Annotated in this window: 15 protein-coding genes; 8 read left to right on the forward strand and 7 right to left on the reverse strand. The window is 39.5% G+C overall.

Annotated elements, in window-relative coordinates; translation table 11 throughout:
• Position 1: 1 nt before the first annotated feature.
• Positions 2-1,081: a DNA replication/repair protein RecF gene (gene recF / locus DV427_RS01000; protein ID WP_114890997.1), complete on the forward strand. Its 1,080-nt coding sequence runs from the start codon at positions 2-4 to the stop codon at positions 1,079-1,081.
• Positions 1,082-1,123: 42 nt separating this feature from the next.
• Here the strand turns inward: recF and leuD are convergent, their stop codons facing one another.
• The 4 genes from leuD to leuA form a co-directional block, all read right to left on the reverse strand.
• A complete protein-coding gene (gene leuD, locus DV427_RS01005) occupies positions 1,124-1,726 on the reverse strand; it encodes a 3-isopropylmalate dehydratase small subunit (RefSeq protein ID WP_114890998.1) in 603 nt (200 codons plus the stop codon).
• A gap of 10 nt (positions 1,727-1,736) precedes the next feature.
• Positions 1,737-3,146, reverse strand: a complete 1,410-nt coding sequence (gene leuC / locus DV427_RS01010; RefSeq protein WP_114890999.1) for a 3-isopropylmalate dehydratase large subunit — start codon at positions 3,144-3,146, stop codon at positions 1,737-1,739.
• An 88-nt stretch (positions 3,147-3,234) separates the two neighbouring features.
• On the reverse strand, positions 3,235-4,311 hold the full coding sequence (leuB, locus tag DV427_RS01015; protein WP_114891000.1) for a 3-isopropylmalate dehydrogenase: 1,077 nt from the start codon (positions 4,309-4,311) through the stop codon (positions 3,235-3,237).
• 84 nt (positions 4,312-4,395) lie between these two features.
• Complete coding sequence (gene leuA, locus DV427_RS01020) at positions 4,396-5,943, reverse strand: 2-isopropylmalate synthase (protein WP_114891001.1); 1,548 nt, start codon at positions 5,941-5,943, stop codon at positions 4,396-4,398.
• A 543-nt stretch (positions 5,944-6,486) separates the two neighbouring features.
• Between leuA and dprA the strand changes: the two genes are divergently transcribed.
• From dprA to smpB, 5 genes are all read left to right on the forward strand, one after another.
• Positions 6,487-7,608 carry a DNA-processing protein DprA gene (gene dprA / locus DV427_RS01025; RefSeq protein WP_114891002.1) on the forward strand — a complete coding sequence of 374 codons (1,122 nt, stop codon included), beginning with the start codon at positions 6,487-6,489 and terminating at the stop codon, positions 7,606-7,608.
• Positions 7,609-7,660: 52 nt separating this feature from the next.
• Complete coding sequence (gene yaaA, locus DV427_RS01030; protein WP_114891003.1) at positions 7,661-8,437, forward strand: peroxide stress protein YaaA; 777 nt, start codon at positions 7,661-7,663, stop codon at positions 8,435-8,437.
• On the forward strand, positions 8,430-9,011 hold the full coding sequence (locus DV427_RS01035) for a hypothetical protein (protein WP_114891004.1): 582 nt from the start codon (positions 8,430-8,432) through the stop codon (positions 9,009-9,011). The genes yaaA and DV427_RS01035 overlap by 8 nt, the downstream gene beginning before the upstream one ends.
• 107 nt (positions 9,012-9,118) lie before the next feature.
• Positions 9,119-10,084 (forward strand): 6-phosphofructokinase, encoded by a 966-nt coding sequence (gene pfkA / locus DV427_RS01040; protein WP_005633361.1) that lies wholly within the window; start codon positions 9,119-9,121, stop codon positions 10,082-10,084.
• A gap of 245 nt (positions 10,085-10,329) precedes the next feature.
• Positions 10,330-10,812 (forward strand): SsrA-binding protein SmpB, encoded by a 483-nt coding sequence (gene smpB / locus DV427_RS01045; RefSeq protein WP_005633362.1) that lies wholly within the window; start codon positions 10,330-10,332, stop codon positions 10,810-10,812.
• 51 nt (positions 10,813-10,863) lie between these two features.
• Here the strand turns inward: smpB and DV427_RS01050 are convergent, their stop codons facing one another.
• Positions 10,864-11,652 carry an outer membrane protein assembly factor BamD gene (locus DV427_RS01050; RefSeq protein ID WP_114891005.1) on the reverse strand — a complete coding sequence of 263 codons (789 nt, stop codon included), beginning with the start codon at positions 11,650-11,652 and terminating at the stop codon, positions 10,864-10,866.
• A gap of 107 nt (positions 11,653-11,759) precedes the next feature.
• Here DV427_RS01050 and rluD point away from each other — a divergent pair, with 107 nt between their 5' ends.
• Complete coding sequence (gene rluD, locus DV427_RS01055) at positions 11,760-12,734, forward strand: 23S rRNA pseudouridine(1911/1915/1917) synthase RluD (protein ID WP_005633366.1); 975 nt, start codon at positions 11,760-11,762, stop codon at positions 12,732-12,734.
• A gap of 1 nt (position 12,735) precedes the next feature.
• Complete coding sequence (gene pgeF / locus DV427_RS01060; RefSeq protein WP_114891006.1) at positions 12,736-13,467, forward strand: peptidoglycan editing factor PgeF; 732 nt, start codon at positions 12,736-12,738, stop codon at positions 13,465-13,467.
• Positions 13,468-13,509: 42 nt separating this feature from the next.
• Here the strand turns inward: pgeF and mnmA are convergent, their stop codons facing one another.
• Both mnmA and nqrM read right to left on the reverse strand, forming a co-directional pair.
• On the reverse strand, positions 13,510-14,661 hold the full coding sequence (gene mnmA, locus DV427_RS01065; RefSeq protein ID WP_114891007.1) for a tRNA 2-thiouridine(34) synthase MnmA: 1,152 nt from the start codon (positions 14,659-14,661) through the stop codon (positions 13,510-13,512).
• A 116-nt stretch (positions 14,662-14,777) separates the two neighbouring features.
• Positions 14,778-15,038 carry a (Na+)-NQR maturation NqrM gene (nqrM, locus tag DV427_RS01070; protein ID WP_005629187.1) on the reverse strand — a complete coding sequence of 87 codons (261 nt, stop codon included), beginning with the start codon at positions 15,036-15,038 and terminating at the stop codon, positions 14,778-14,780.
• Position 15,039: the final 1 nt, after the last annotated feature.

The following is a 15,039-nucleotide window of genomic DNA, read 5'->3' on the forward strand; positions in this document are numbered from 1 at the left end:
TATGGCGATTTCGCGCTTACTGGTCGAAAAATTTCGTAACTTAACAGCCGTGGATCTTAATTTTGATCCCGGCTTTAACTTTTTGGTCGGTAACAATGGCAGCGGGAAAACGAGCCTATTAGAAGCAATTTTTTATCTTGGTCACGGACGCTCATTTAAAAGTGCGGTAACAAATCGCATCATTTCTTACGACGAATCTCACTTTACCTTATTTGGACAAATTCAAGAAAGCCAACATCAATGGTCAGTGGGCTTACAAAAACTTCGTCAAGGCAACACGTTAGTAAAAATTAACGGCGAAGATGGCAATAAAATTTCCGATCTTGCTCATCTTTTGCCAATGCAATTAATCACCCCAGAAGGCCTAACCTTACTCAATGGTGGACCAAGTTATCGCCGAGCATTTTTAGATTGGGGGCTTTTTCACCATCAAACAAGTTTTTATGCTGCTTGGAGCAATCTTAATCGATTACTCAAACAAAGAAATGCAGCGCTTGCACAAAATCAGCCCTACTCCGCTATTAAAGTTTGGGATGTAGAGCTTGCCAAACTCGCTCATCAAGTGAGTCAATGGCGTGCTGAATATGCAGAAGCGCTACGCCCTGAAATCGAGCAAACTTGCCAACTTTTCCTCCCTGAATTAGAAATTAATGTCAGCTTTCATCAAGGATGGGAAAAAAATACAGATTACGCAAAGGTTCTTGAGCAAAATTTTGAACGAGATCGTGCCTTAAATTACACATTTTCTGGACCTCAAAAAGCTGATTTTCGTTTCAAAGCACAAGGATTGCCAGTGGAAGATGTACTTTCTCGTGGACAGCTTAAACTTTTAATGTGCGCATTGAGACTGGCTCAAGGCGAGCATTTAATGAAAGAAAAGCAACGCCATTGTATTTTTTTGATCGATGATTTTGCATCGGAATTAGATCAATATAAACGAGCACTGTTGGCAGAACGATTACAACAAAGCGGTTCACAAGTATTTGTTACAGCCATTACTCAAGAACAATTAAAAGAGATGCAAGTCGAAAACAGAAAAATGTTTTCCGTCGATAATGGAATCATTAAAACGTTAGATTAGATCAAAAAGCACGGTGAAAAATCACCGCACTTTTATCATTTTTTAGCGCAAGAACGCAGGGATGTTTTTCTCGTATTCGGAGATTTTGTCTTCATGTTGAAGGGTTAAACCGATATTATCCAAGCCGTTTAACAAACAATGACGGCGGAATTCATCCAGTTCAAAGTGATAGACTTTGTCACCTACGGTTACAGTCATGGCTTCTAAATCCACATGGATTTGTTTGCCTTCATTTTCCCACACCCATTGGAAGATTTCTTCCACTTCTTCTTCGCTTAAACGAATCGGTAACATATGGTTGTTTAAGCTGTTGTTATAGAAAATATCCGCAAAACTGGGTGCGATCATCACTTTGAAACCATAGTCCGCCAATGCCCAAGGCGCATGTTCACGAGAAGAACCACAACCGAGGTTTTTACGCGCTAATAAAATAGTCGCCCCTTGATATTGTGGATAATTCAATACGAAATCTGGATTTGGTTTAGTGCCTTCAACATCTAAATAACGCCATTCATGGAATAAGTGTTTACCGAAACCTACACGCGTAATGGATTGTAAAAATTGTTTTGGAATAATCGCATCCGTATCCACGTTTGCCACATCCAATGGCACTACTAAGCCTGAAAGTTGTTTAAATCCTGCCATTTTCTGCTCCTTAGTTTAATGTTACGTCACGAATATCAACGAATTTACCGAACATTCCCGCTGCGGCAGCCATGGCTGGGCTCACTAAGTGAGTGCGACCATTGCGACCTTGACGACCTTCAAAGTTACGATTTGAAGTAGATGCACAACGTTCCCATTCACCTAAACGGTCATCATTCATCCCTAAACACATAGAACAACCTGGATTACGCCATTCAGCACCTGCCTCAATAAAGATTTTATCCAAGCCTTCTTTTTCCGCTTGTTCTTTTACCAAACCAGAACCCGGCACCACTAAAATACGTTTTACGTTATCGGCTTTTTTGCGACCTTTCATCACTGCCGCTGCTGCGCGTAAATCTTCGATACGAGCATTAGTACAAGAACCGATAAAGACTTGATCGACTGGAATATCTTTTAAATCAGTGTTAGCATCTAAGCCAATATAATTCAATGCTTTTTCTGCTGAAGCACGGGTCACGGGATCGGCCATCTCTGCTGGGTTTGGCACTGGCTGATCGATACCGATTACTTGGCCTGGGTTTGTTCCCCAAGTTACCTGTGGTGCAATATCTTTTGCTTCTAATGTGATGACCGTGTCAAATTTCGCATCATCATCGGATTTTAAGTTTTTCCAATAAGCAACTGCATCATCCCAATCTTTACCTTTCGGTGCATGTGAACGGCCTTTTAAGTATTCGAAAGTGGTTTCATCTGGTGCGATTAAGCCGGCTTTCGCGCCCATTTCAATCGCCATATTACAAACCGTCATACGCCCCTCCATGGAAAGGTTGCGAATAGCCTCACCGCAGAATTCCACTACATGGCCTGTACCGCCCGCCATAGTAGTTTTACCTATGATGGCAAGAATAATATCTTTTGCCGTAATTCCTGGCGCTACTTTACCACGTACTTCAATTTTCATACTTTTTGCACGAGCTTGTTTTAAGGTTTGCGTGGCTAATACGTGTTCCACTTCAGAAGTACCAATACCAAATGCTAAAGCACCGAAGGCTCCGTGGGTTGCTGTGTGGGAGTCACCACAGACAATTGTCATACCTGGCAAAGTTAAGCCTTGCTCAGGACCCATCACATGTACGATTCCCTGCTCTTTCGTTGTCATATCAAATAATTTGATACCCGTCGCCTTAGTGTTTTTATCAAGTTCTAATACTTGAATTTTCGCCTGACCTTCAAGTTTATTCACATCACGTACTTGAGTAGAAATGCTGTGATCCATTGTACCGAAAGTTTTGCTCACTTGACGCACTTGACGGCCTGCAACACGTAGTCCATCAAAGGCTTGTGGACTGGTCACTTCATGGATTAAATGACGGTTAATATACAAAATCGGCGTTTCGCCTTCGGCTTCGTACACCACGTGGGCGTCGAATAATTTTTCGTAAAGAGTTTTTGCCATAATATTTCTCAATTCGTTAGAGGCTTTTGTTAGGGTAAGTGCGGTTAAAATCCGAAGTATTTTTGAACCGCACTTTCATTGTTTTTTATTAGATTGCGTCAGCAATCAATGTGCCCATTTCCGCAGTTAAAACAGGCGCAGAATCATCGGCTAAATCACCCGTACGGTGACCATTTGCTAAGACTTGCTGTACCGCATTTTCAATGGCATCCGCTGCTTCATTTAAGTTGAAACTGTAACGTAACATCATTGCAGCAGAAAGAATTTGTGCGATTGGGTTAGCAATGCCTTTGCCTGCAATATCAGGTGCTGAACCGCCAGCTGGCTCATATAAGCCGAAACCTTCTTCATTTAAGCTAGCAGATGGCAACATCCCCATAGAACCTGTGATCATCGCGGCTTCATCAGAAATAATATCACCGAAAATGTTAGAACAGAGGAGTACATCGAAAGATTCAGGCGCTTTAATTAGCTGCATGGTCGCATTGTCGATATAAATGTGATCTAAGGTGACTTCAGGGTAATCTTTCGCCACTTCTGTCACGGTTTCACGCCATAAGATTGATGCTTGTAATACGTTGGCTTTATCCACAGAAGTCACATGTTTACGACGTTTCATTGCTGCATCAAAAGCCGCACGTGCAATGCGTTCGATTTCATATTTATAATAAACTTCAGTATCGAATGCTTTGGTTTGTGCACCTTCATCTTCACGGCCTTTAGGCTGACCGAAATAAATCCCACCCGTTAATTCACGAACAACTACCATATCAAACCCTTTCGCTGCAATATCTGCACGTAATGGGCAGAACTTTTCCAAGCCTTTATAAAGGGTTGCAGGACGAAGATTGCAGAATAATTTGAAATGTTTACGTAATGGCAATAATGCACCGCGTTCTGGTTGTTGATCCGGTGGTAAATTTGTCCATTTTGGTCCCCCCACAGAACCAAACAAAATCGCATCCGCTTCATCACAGCCTTTTAAAGTTTCTGTTGGTAATGGGCAACCACAATGATCAATGGCCGCTCCCCCAACAAAAAACTCCTTAAAGTTAAGTTTGAAACCAAATTTGTCTTGGACTTTATTTAATACTTTAATGGCTTCCGCCATGACTTCTGGGCCAATGCCATCGCCCGCTAATACTGCTACGTTGTATGATTGCATATTGTTTTTCCTGTTTTTTTCACACTAAAGTGCGGTTAATTTTTTTCACATTTTCTCCCCTCTTTTATAAAGAGGGGAATTGGGTTAATGATGTTTATGACTTTTAATATCGGCGACTTTATGCGCACGATAAATCGCATTGATCGCGTGGACTAAAGCAAGAGCAGAAGATTCAACAATGTCTGTCGCTAAACCAACACCATGGAATTTACGCCCTTCGTGTTCAACGACAATATCCACTTGCCCTAATGCTTCAGCCCCCTCGCCTTTAGCGGTTAAGTTATAGTGAGACATTTTGATTTCTAAGCCAGTTAAATTTAAGATGGCGTTATAAACCGCATCCACTGGACCATTGCCGCCAATTGAAGACGTACTTAATTTTTCGCCATCCAACTTCAATTGAACAAAGGCTGTTGCTGGATATTCTTTCGTTGAATGAGCAGAAAGTTTATCTAATACCAAACGATCTTCATCCCCTTGCTGCATATCAATAAACGCCAAGGCTTCCAAGTCGTAATCGAACACTTGGCCTTTTTTGTCCGCTAATTTCAAGAAGGCATCGTACAATTTATCCAAATCGTAATCTTGCTCGGTGTAGCCCATGTCGGTCATGTGGCCCTTCACTGCTGCACGGCCGGAACGAGCGGTTAAATTCAATTTTTCTTTTTTCAAACCGATGGTTTCCGGTGACATGATTTCGTAGGTATTTTTGTTTTTCAACATACCATCTTGGTGGATACCAGAAGAGTGCGCAAAAGCATTTGAACCTACGATGGCTTTATTAGGTTGAATCGGCATATTGCAAAGCTGGCTAACCATTTGACTAACACGGTGAATTTCTTGAGTATTGATACGAGTATCTACGCCCATAAATTCTTGGCGAACTTTCATTGCCATCACAACTTCTTCCAAGGCGGTATTGCCTGCGCGCTCGCCGATACCGTTGATAGTACATTCAATTTGGCGAGCACCATTTTGTACTGCAGTTAAGGAGTTGGCTGTTGCCATACCTAAGTCATTGTGGCAGTGCACAGAAATCACAGCTTTGTCGATATTTGGCACGCGGTTGCGTACTTGAGCAATTATATTGCCGTATTCGTTTGGTAAGCAGAAACCGACGGTATCTGGAATGTTTACGGTGGTCGCACCCGCATTAATTGCGGCTTCAACAATGCGACAGATATTATCAATACCTGTACGGCCGGCATCTTCGCAAGAGAACTCAACATCATCCGTATAATTACGTGCACGTTTCACTGCTGCAACAGCCATTCCTACCACTTCATCAAAAGAACGTTTTAATTTCGCTTCAACATGCAATGCAGAACTTGCAATAAAAGTATGAATACGGAATGCCTCAGCGACTTTCAATGCCTCGTATGCGGCATCAATGTCTTTATCTACAGCTCGAGATAATGCGGCAACACGAGAGTTTTTGATATGACGCGCAATGGTTTGAACAGACTCAAAATCTCCTTGAGAAGAAACAGGGAACCCCACTTCCATTACATCCACGCCTAAACGTTCAAGTGCTAAAGCAATCTGTAATTTCTCTTTTACCGTCAAACTTGCTTTTAATGCCTGTTCCCCATCACGCAAGGTGGTATCAAAAATAATAACGCGATCTGTCATAACAATGTCCTTACTAAAAGTCCTTCTGAAATCACTCCAAAAGTGCGGTGCATTTTCCTGTATTTTTTAGACAAAAAACCCGCAACTTATAAAGTGCGGGTTTAAAATTGGGTATTTACATCTGACTGTTTTTCATCCACAACTTATCCGCACACAAAGTGTGAGAGCAGCAGGTTGAGAGATAAAGAAACAATACGAGACATAAATAAAAATCCTTCTGTGTAAAACGCTTTTCATATTACGAATAAAAAACTTGCTGTCAAACTATTTTTTAGCGTTTTATATCAAAAACAATCATTCCTAAACAAAATAAAATATACATTTAACTAATAAATTTAAAATAAAAAGAATATTCAACCAAGTCTATTACAATCAGCAAATTTTTATTATTGAATTTTTTACATTCTCAAAATAAGAAAAATTTTGCAATTTTTTACTCATCAAAAAGAATTCTTGCGATCTACATCGCAAAATGCTTTCAAGTTAATCGTTTCTTTCACTCGTTTTTTCCATACTAAATTTTAAAATCAAAAAGGAAAAAGCATGCAAGATATTACTTACACACTCCTCCGCCTAATGCAAGTTCCTAAACTTGGCGGAGTGGGCATTGATAAAATTTTATCCAATATTACGCTAGACGAGTTGCTCAATTATGATGATATTGCTTTCCGACAAATGGGATGGGGCGCCATTCAAATTCGTCGTTGGTTCAAGCCTGAAGCAAAATTTATTGAGCCAGCGCTAGAGTGGTCACAAAAAGAGGGAAATCATTTGGTGAATTATTTTTCCCCTTTTTACCCCTTCCTATTGAAACAGATAGCGAGCTTTCCCCCTCTGCTATTTGTAAAAGGAAATTTGACCGCACTTTCACAACGTCAAATTGCTATGGTGGGAAGTCGCTACTGCACAGCTTATGGTGAATATTGGGCTAAATATTTTGCTACGGAACTTTCATTGGCTGGCTTTACGATTACCAGTGGACTCGCATTGGGAATAGATGGGCATTGCCATCAAGCAGTTGTTGATATTCAAGGACAAACCATTGCAGTTTTAGGAAGCGGATTAGAACAAATTTATCCCGTAAAGCACCGAAAACTTTCAGAACTCATTTTGCAAAACAACGGTACATTAGTTTCTGAGTTTTTACCAAACCAAGCACCAATTGCGACAAACTTCCCTCGTCGTAATAGGATTATTAGCGGGCTTTCGGTTGGGACATTAGTGGTTGAAGCCACGGAAAAAAGCGGTTCTCTGATTACCGCTCGGTATGCATTGGAACAAAACCGAGAGGTTTTTGCTGTGCCAGGTAATATTCAAAGTGAATTTAGCCAAGGTTGTAATCGTCTCATTAAACAAGGCGCAATGTTGGTAGAAAATGCAAAGGATATTTTGGAAACCCTCTACCAACATTCTATCCATAGCCAAACTGAAATCGATTTTGACCAAATCGCAGTGCCTAATTACACGCCACCACCCGATCCTCGGCGATTGGTAGAAGCACCAAGTCACCCGAAACTTTACTCTCGTATCGGTTACACTCCTGTGAGCATTGATGATTTAGCTGAAGAATTTAACCTGAGTGTCGATGTTTTACTTGTTCAGTTGCTCGATCTTGAATTGCAAGATCTCATCATGAGTGAAAATGGACTATATAAACGCGTTTAGTGTAAATTTTTATGCTAATATACGCCCATTCTTTTTTCATAAAAGGACGATTATGTTAGCCATTATCTCCCCTGCGAAAACCCTTGACTTTGAAAGTGCGGTAAAAAAATTTCCTGTTTCTCAACCGCACTTTACCGATTACAGCGAAAAACTTATTGAGGTTTGTCGTAAACTTTCTCCGCAAGATCTTTCATCGCTTATGTCTATCAGCGATAAGTTAGCCGGTTTAAATGCCGCACGCTTTGCAGAATGGACAAAAATTCACAATGAAAACAATTCCCGCGCTGCATTATTTGCATTTAAAGGTGATGTTTATACTGGTTTAGATGCTAATTCCCTTTCGGAAGATGATGTTGCCTTTGCTCAATCTCATTTACGTATGCTTTCTGGGCTTTATGGGCTTTTAAAACCGCTTGATTTAATGCAACCTTACCGATTAGAAATGGGCACAAAATTAGCCAATCCGAAAGGAAAAGATCTGTATGCCTTTTGGGGAAATGTGATCACTCAAGCGGTTCAACAAGCTATAGATGAACAAGGTGATAATGTTCTGATAAATTTAGCCTCTGATGAATATTATAAATCTGTTAAAGAAAACCAACTTAAAGCCAAGATAATCAAGCCTGTTTTCTTAGACAATAAAAATGGCAAATACAAAGTAATTAGCTTTTATGCTAAAAAAGCTCGAGGCTTAATGTGCCGTTATCTTATTCAAAATCGTTTAAGCGACATTGAACAGTTAAAAGAATTTGATTTAGCTGGTTATTGGTTTGACTCAGCATCATCCACTGAAACCGAATTTGTATTTAAGCGAGATATCAATGAATAAAATTTTTGTTATATTGACCGCACTTATACTCTCTGGCTGTGCAACTAAACTGACTCAATTAAATGTTCCTACGCAGTTAGAGCACAACGGTAAAAATTATGCCCTTACCGGCAGCCAAGATTTAGAAACCATTGCTCGCTATGTTTACATCTCTAAGCCAGATACGCTAGAAAATTGGCAATCTGAAATTGAAATTCTCTTTGATCGCAATCAACCAGCGCGTTCAATTAAAGAGCGGATCGCATTGAGAGAACATATTTATCGTAATACAGGCGTAAAAGATTTCCATTTCGATGCTATTCCAGAAAATTCGACGAATCCAAATGAATTAAATGGATATGTCATCTATTCGCCAACGAAGGAAAATCCATCTTGGCAAGTCAATGTGATGAAAGGACGACAATTACCACAATGTGGCTTTGTTCAGTATCAATATTCACAAAAAGTACAGCAACCAACACTTTCTAAGCATTTATCCGCCGATAAAGTGCAACAGCATTTGCAAAAATACGTTGTGGACATAGAAAGAAAGCATTTACAAGATTTGAAGTGGCAACTGTTCTGTCAAAAATAATGTAAAAAATTATGCCGGATCAAAATCTCATCAGATTTTGCTAGAGCAGATACCTCTAATGATGTAATCTTATGCCAGTTTCCAATTACGGTTAAAAGTAGGTAAATATGATTAAAAAAATTGCAGTTTTAACAAGTGGTGGCGATGCGCCAGGTATGAATGCCGCAATTCGTGGCGTAGTACGTTCTGCACTTGCAGAAGGCTTAGAAGTGTTTGGTATCTATGATGGTTACCAAGGCTTATACAACAATAAAATCAAACAATTAAATCGCTATAGCGTATCTGATGTAATTAATCGTGGCGGTACTTTCTTAGGTTCTGCACGCTTTCCTGAATTTAAAGATCCAAATGTTCGTGCGAAATGCGCAGAAATTTTACGTTCTCACGGCATTGATGCACTTGTGGTTATCGGTGGTGACGGTTCTTACATGGGCGCAAAATTGTTAACCGAAGAACATGGTTTCCCTTGTGTTGGCTTACCAGGCACTATTGATAATGATGTTGCAGGTACTGACTATACCATCGGCTATCAAACCGCATTACAAACTGCGGTCGATGCTATCGACCGTTTACGCGATACATCAAGCTCACACCAACGTATTTCTATCGTTGAAATTATGGGTCGCCACTGTAGTGACTTAACGATTTCTGCAGGAATCGCTGGCGGTTGCGAATATATCGTCGCATCAGAAATTGAATTTAATCGCGAAGAATTAATTCAACAAATTGAACGTAGCATTATTCGTGGTAAACGCCATGCAATCATCGCAATCACTGAACTTTTAACCGATGTTCATTCTCTCGCAAAAGAAATTGAAGCTCGCGTTGGGCACGAAACTCGTGCAACTGTTTTAGGGCATATTCAACGTGGTGGTTCTCCTTGTGCATTTGACCGTATTCTTGCTTCACGTATGGGCGCATACGCGGTAGATTTATTGCTACAAGGTAAAGGTGGCTACTGCGTAGGCATCCAAAATGAACAACTGGTTCACCATGATATTATTGATGCAATTAATAATATGCATCGTGAATTTAAGGCTGATTGGCTTAAAGTGGCAAAACGTTTGGAATAATCGTTTATTCACTTTATATAAATCACTAAAACTTAATTCATCTTTTTTATCTCACTTAAACAGACACAGCAATGTGTCTGTTTTTTCTTACAAAAGTGCGGTGATTTTTTCTTGAATTTTTTATAAATCCTTTATCTTTTAAAGTTTGAAAATAAACGCGACTGCCAGTTCTCCCTAGATGATCTTTTTTGCTATAAAAATAGATATCCGATAAAATGCGCCAAGCAAAATAAGGTATAAAAATTATGACAAAGAAAAAAGTAAAACCAGGATCAAATACTATCGCACTGAATAAACGTGCGAGACATGATTATTTTATAGAAGATGAAATTGAAGCAGGTCTTGAACTACAAGGCTGGGAAGTCAAATCAATGCGCGCTGGCAAGGCAAACATTAGTGATAGTTATGTCATTTTTAAAAATGGCGAAGCCTTTTTATTCGGTGCAAGCATTCAGCCATTAAATGTTGCATCAACACATATTGTTTGTGATCCAACTCGCACTCGTAAGTTATTATTAAATAAACGCGAATTAGCATCCCTATTTGGCAAAGCAAACCGAGACGGTTTTACCATCGTAGCACTTTCTCTTTATTGGAAAAGTGCATGGGCGAAAGTCAAAATTGGTTTAGCCAAAGGTAAAAAACAACATGATAAACGCGATGATATTAAAGAGCGTGAATGGAAAGTAACAAAAGATCGCATTATGAAAAATGCACATCGAGGATAGTATATAGCAAAAAGTCCGAAATTATTCGGGCTTTTTATTCATATCTTATGACTATTTAGCAGTCGGAACTTTTAATTCTGGCTCATCTGGTTTTTCAATTGGTGCAAAAGTTTTATCTTTATTCGCATCAATAATTTTTTGGGTATCATTGGCTAATGCTGTTAAACCCATTTTTTCATATGCTTCTTTCATCAAAGATAAACCTTCATAAGTTGCTTTAGCATCAGGATATTGTTTCAACATCCCAACTACACGGTTTGACACAGCAACCCAAGCATCACGTTTTGCATAGAATTTTGCAATATCTAACTCATGACGAGCAAGCGCATCTTTAATATAAGCCATACGCGCTAAAGCATCTTGAGCATAAGGGCTATTAGGGAATACACGAACTAAATTTTGGAAATTAGAAAAAGCAGTACGCATAGAAGTAGTTTCACGTGTCGCACGATCAATTCCAAAGAAATCTTGAATAAAATTATCACCTGTTGCTGCGTTGGTTAACCCAGCCATATAGACTGCATAGTCTTGGTTAGGACTTTGTGGGAATTGATGTAAAAAGCTATCTACCGTCAATAATACTTGCGTATAATCTTGTGCTTTATAGTTTGCATAAATTAAATCTAGCATCGCCTGTTCTTGATAAATACTACCAGGGAAACGTTCAGTCGCTGCTTTTAAATAACGAATAGCTTCAGAATAGCCGCCTTCTTGTAATGATGTGACACCTTTAGTGTACAACTCATTTACTGATGCTTGCTCCACATCTTTTGAACCACTTGAACATCCAACAACCAATGCTGCCACGGCAAGCAATGCCAAAGATTTTATTTTACACATTGTTTTTTCCTTAATTTTTACGAAAACCAATAAATAAGATACAATTGTCCGCTATTGTATAGAACATTAATCAATAAGCCAACTTTTAAAATTTTTGAGAGCTATTTATGCCACAAATCACCCTTTCGGCTGAAGTGCAGCCAGAACAAATGGGACAGCGTTTAGACCAAACACTTGCAGAGTTGTTCCCAGAATATTCTCGCTCCCGATTAAAAACGTGGATTGAAGCCGATCTCGTAAAACTTAATGATCGCATTGCCAATATTCCGCGTGAGAAAGTGCTTGGAGGAGAAAAAATAGAAATCACCGTAGAAGTGGAAGATGAGACACGTTTTGAACCAGAAAATATTCCATTGAATATCGTGTATGAAGATGACGATATTATTGTGATTAATAAACCCAAAGATCTTGTGGTACACCCTGGTGCTGGCAATCCAAATGGAACTGTGCTCAATGCGCTACTCTATCATTATCCGCCAATTGCAGAAGTACCGCGAGCAGGAATTGTGCATCGATTAGATAAAGATACAACAGGTCTAATGGTTGTTGCGAAAACTATTCCAGCACAAACTAAGTTAGTACGCGACTTACAAAAACGCAAAATTACGCGTGAATATGAAGCGGTCGCTTCAGGCATTATGACCAAAGGTGGTACAGTAGATCAACCTATGGCTCGTCATGCAACCAAACGTACTTTAATGGCTGTTCATCCAATGGGAAAACCAGCTGTCACCCATTATCGTATTATGGAAAATTACCGTAACTACACTCGTTTACGTTTACGTTTGGAAACAGGGCGTACACATCAAATCCGTGTTCATATGGCACATATTGCCCATCCATTGCTAGGCGATCAAACCTATGGCGGACGCCCTCGCCCGCCTAAAAATGCGAGTGAAGACTTTATGGAAGTATTGCGTAATTTCAAACGCCAAGCTTTACATGCGGTCATGTTACGCTTAGCTCATCCAATTACAGGTGAAATGATGGAATGGTATGCACCATTACCTGATGACTTTGTTGAATTGCTTAATGCACTCAAAGCAGACTATCTCGAACATCAAGATGAGTTAGATTATTAATATGCAAGTGATTAACCCAAATTGGAACGTTCCAAAGAATATTCATGCTTTTACCACCACTCGTGAAGGGGGCGTGAGCTTGACGCCTTATTTTAGTTTCAACTTAGGCGATCATGTCGGTGATAACAAAAGTGCGGTAAAAACTAACCGCACTTTATTAGTAAAAAAATTTGGTTTGCCACAAACACCTATATTTCTAACTCAAACACACAGCACTCGAGTAATTCAATTACCTTATTCAGGACAAAATCTCGAAGCGGATGCCGTTTATACAAATGTTCGTAATCAAGTTTGTGTTGTTATGACTGCAGACTGTTTGCCGGTTCTATTCACCACAACATCAGGCAATGAAGTAGCTGCAGCACATGCCGGCTGGCGTGGTTTATGTGATGGCGTATTGGAAGAAACGGTAAAATGCTTTCAGAAATCTGAAGATATTATAGCGTGGTTTGGCCCTGCAATTGGCCCAACAGCATTTCAAGTTGGAATTGATGTTGTAAAACAGTTTGTTTCGGTAGATGAAAAAGCCAAACTCGCCTTTCAACCTGATGCAATAGAAGAAGGTAAATACCTAGGTAATCTTTATCAAATCGCGACTCAACGATTAAACAATCTAGGCATTACGAAAATTTATGGTGGAAATCACTGTACATTCAATGAAAAAGAATTGTTCTTCTCTTATCGCCGTGACAACCAAACGGGCAGAATGGCAAGTGTCATTTGGTTTGATTAAATAGTCTAAAAGCGCATAACATGCGCTTTTAGTATCTTTGTTTTATATTCTTTCTTCGATAATACCACCGCCCAAACAAATTTCACCAAGGTAAAATACGGCAGATTGTCCTGGTGTTACTGCTGATTGAGGTTCATCGAAAATCACTCTAATAGTTTCATCATCAATCGGTTCAATCACACAAGGAATATCTTGTTGGCGATAACGTGTTTTCACCGTACAACGTAATAACTCTCGAATTGGTTCGCGATCAACCCAATGTAATTGGCTAGCAATCAAACCTTTTGAAAATAAACGAGGATGGTCATGCCCCTGAGCGACAATAAGTTCGTTATTTTCTGCATCCTTATCTACCACGTACCAAGCCTCATCACCCGCATTTTTTAAACCACCAATGCCTAATCCTTTACGCTGTCCCAACGTGTGATACATCAAACCATCATGGCGACCAATAATTTCACCATCAACAGTACGAATATCACCAGGTTGAGCCGGTAAGTAACGCGCTAAGAAATCCTTAAATTTACGCTCACCAATAAAACAAATACCGGTAGAGTCTTTTTTCTTTGCCGTAATTAAGCCAAGATCTTCAGCAATAGCGCGAACAATCGGCTTCTCAATTTCACCAATGGGGAATAAACTTTGCCCTACTTGTTTATGGCTTAAGGTATAAAGAAAATAACTTTGATCTTTATTGGCATCTAGACCACGTAATAATTTTGCATTTTCATCATCACCGGCTCTACGTACATAATGCCCTGTTGCAATGTAATGGGCACCAAGATCTTCTGCTGCATATTCTAAAAATGCTTTAAATTTAATTTCTTTATTACACAAAATATCTGGGTTCGGCGTGCGCCCTGCTTTATATTCAGTTAAAAAATGCTCAAAGACATTATCCCAGTATTCTGACGCAAAATTAATTTTATGTAGTTTAATCCCCAACTTGTCACATACAGCCTGAGCATCTGAAAGATCAGCTGCGGCAGTACAGTAATCCGTATCATCATCTTCTTCCCAGTTTTTCATAAACAGGCCTTCCACCTGATAGCCTTGCTGTTGAAGAATAAAAGCTGACACAGAAGAATCCACACCGCCAGACATACCACAAATCACTTTTTTTGTCGCATTTCTCGCAAGCTGCTCTTGCGTCAATTGAGGAAAGTGTTGATTATAAGTACTTGAAATTAACATAGTTCTCCCGTAACTTCGGTTAAGGCGAAGCACATTGGTAATTTAATGAGAAAACAGCAAAATAATTTTGCCGTTAATTTTATTTTGCACATAAAGTGCAGTCATTTTTGAGCAAGTTATTTCACTTCATAAAATTGCGAATCATCATCTTTTTTCGCAAATTTTTGCTCATATTCGGCTTTTGCTTGTTCATCGCCCGCATCTAATTTTGATTGAAGCGTGTCGCAAGGTTTATCACAATCACAAGCTTTGGCAATACCAAGGGTAGATAAACCACCGCAGCTGCCTTTTAAACTTTGTTTTTTGATAATAAATCCGATAGACATCAACAATATAATTGCGACGAAAGCGATTAAAGTAAAAAATAAAGTTTGCATA

The sequence above is a fragment of the Haemophilus haemolyticus genome (genome assembly GCF_003351405.1).
Lineage (GTDB): Bacteria > Pseudomonadota > Gammaproteobacteria > Enterobacterales > Pasteurellaceae > Haemophilus > Haemophilus haemolyticus_N.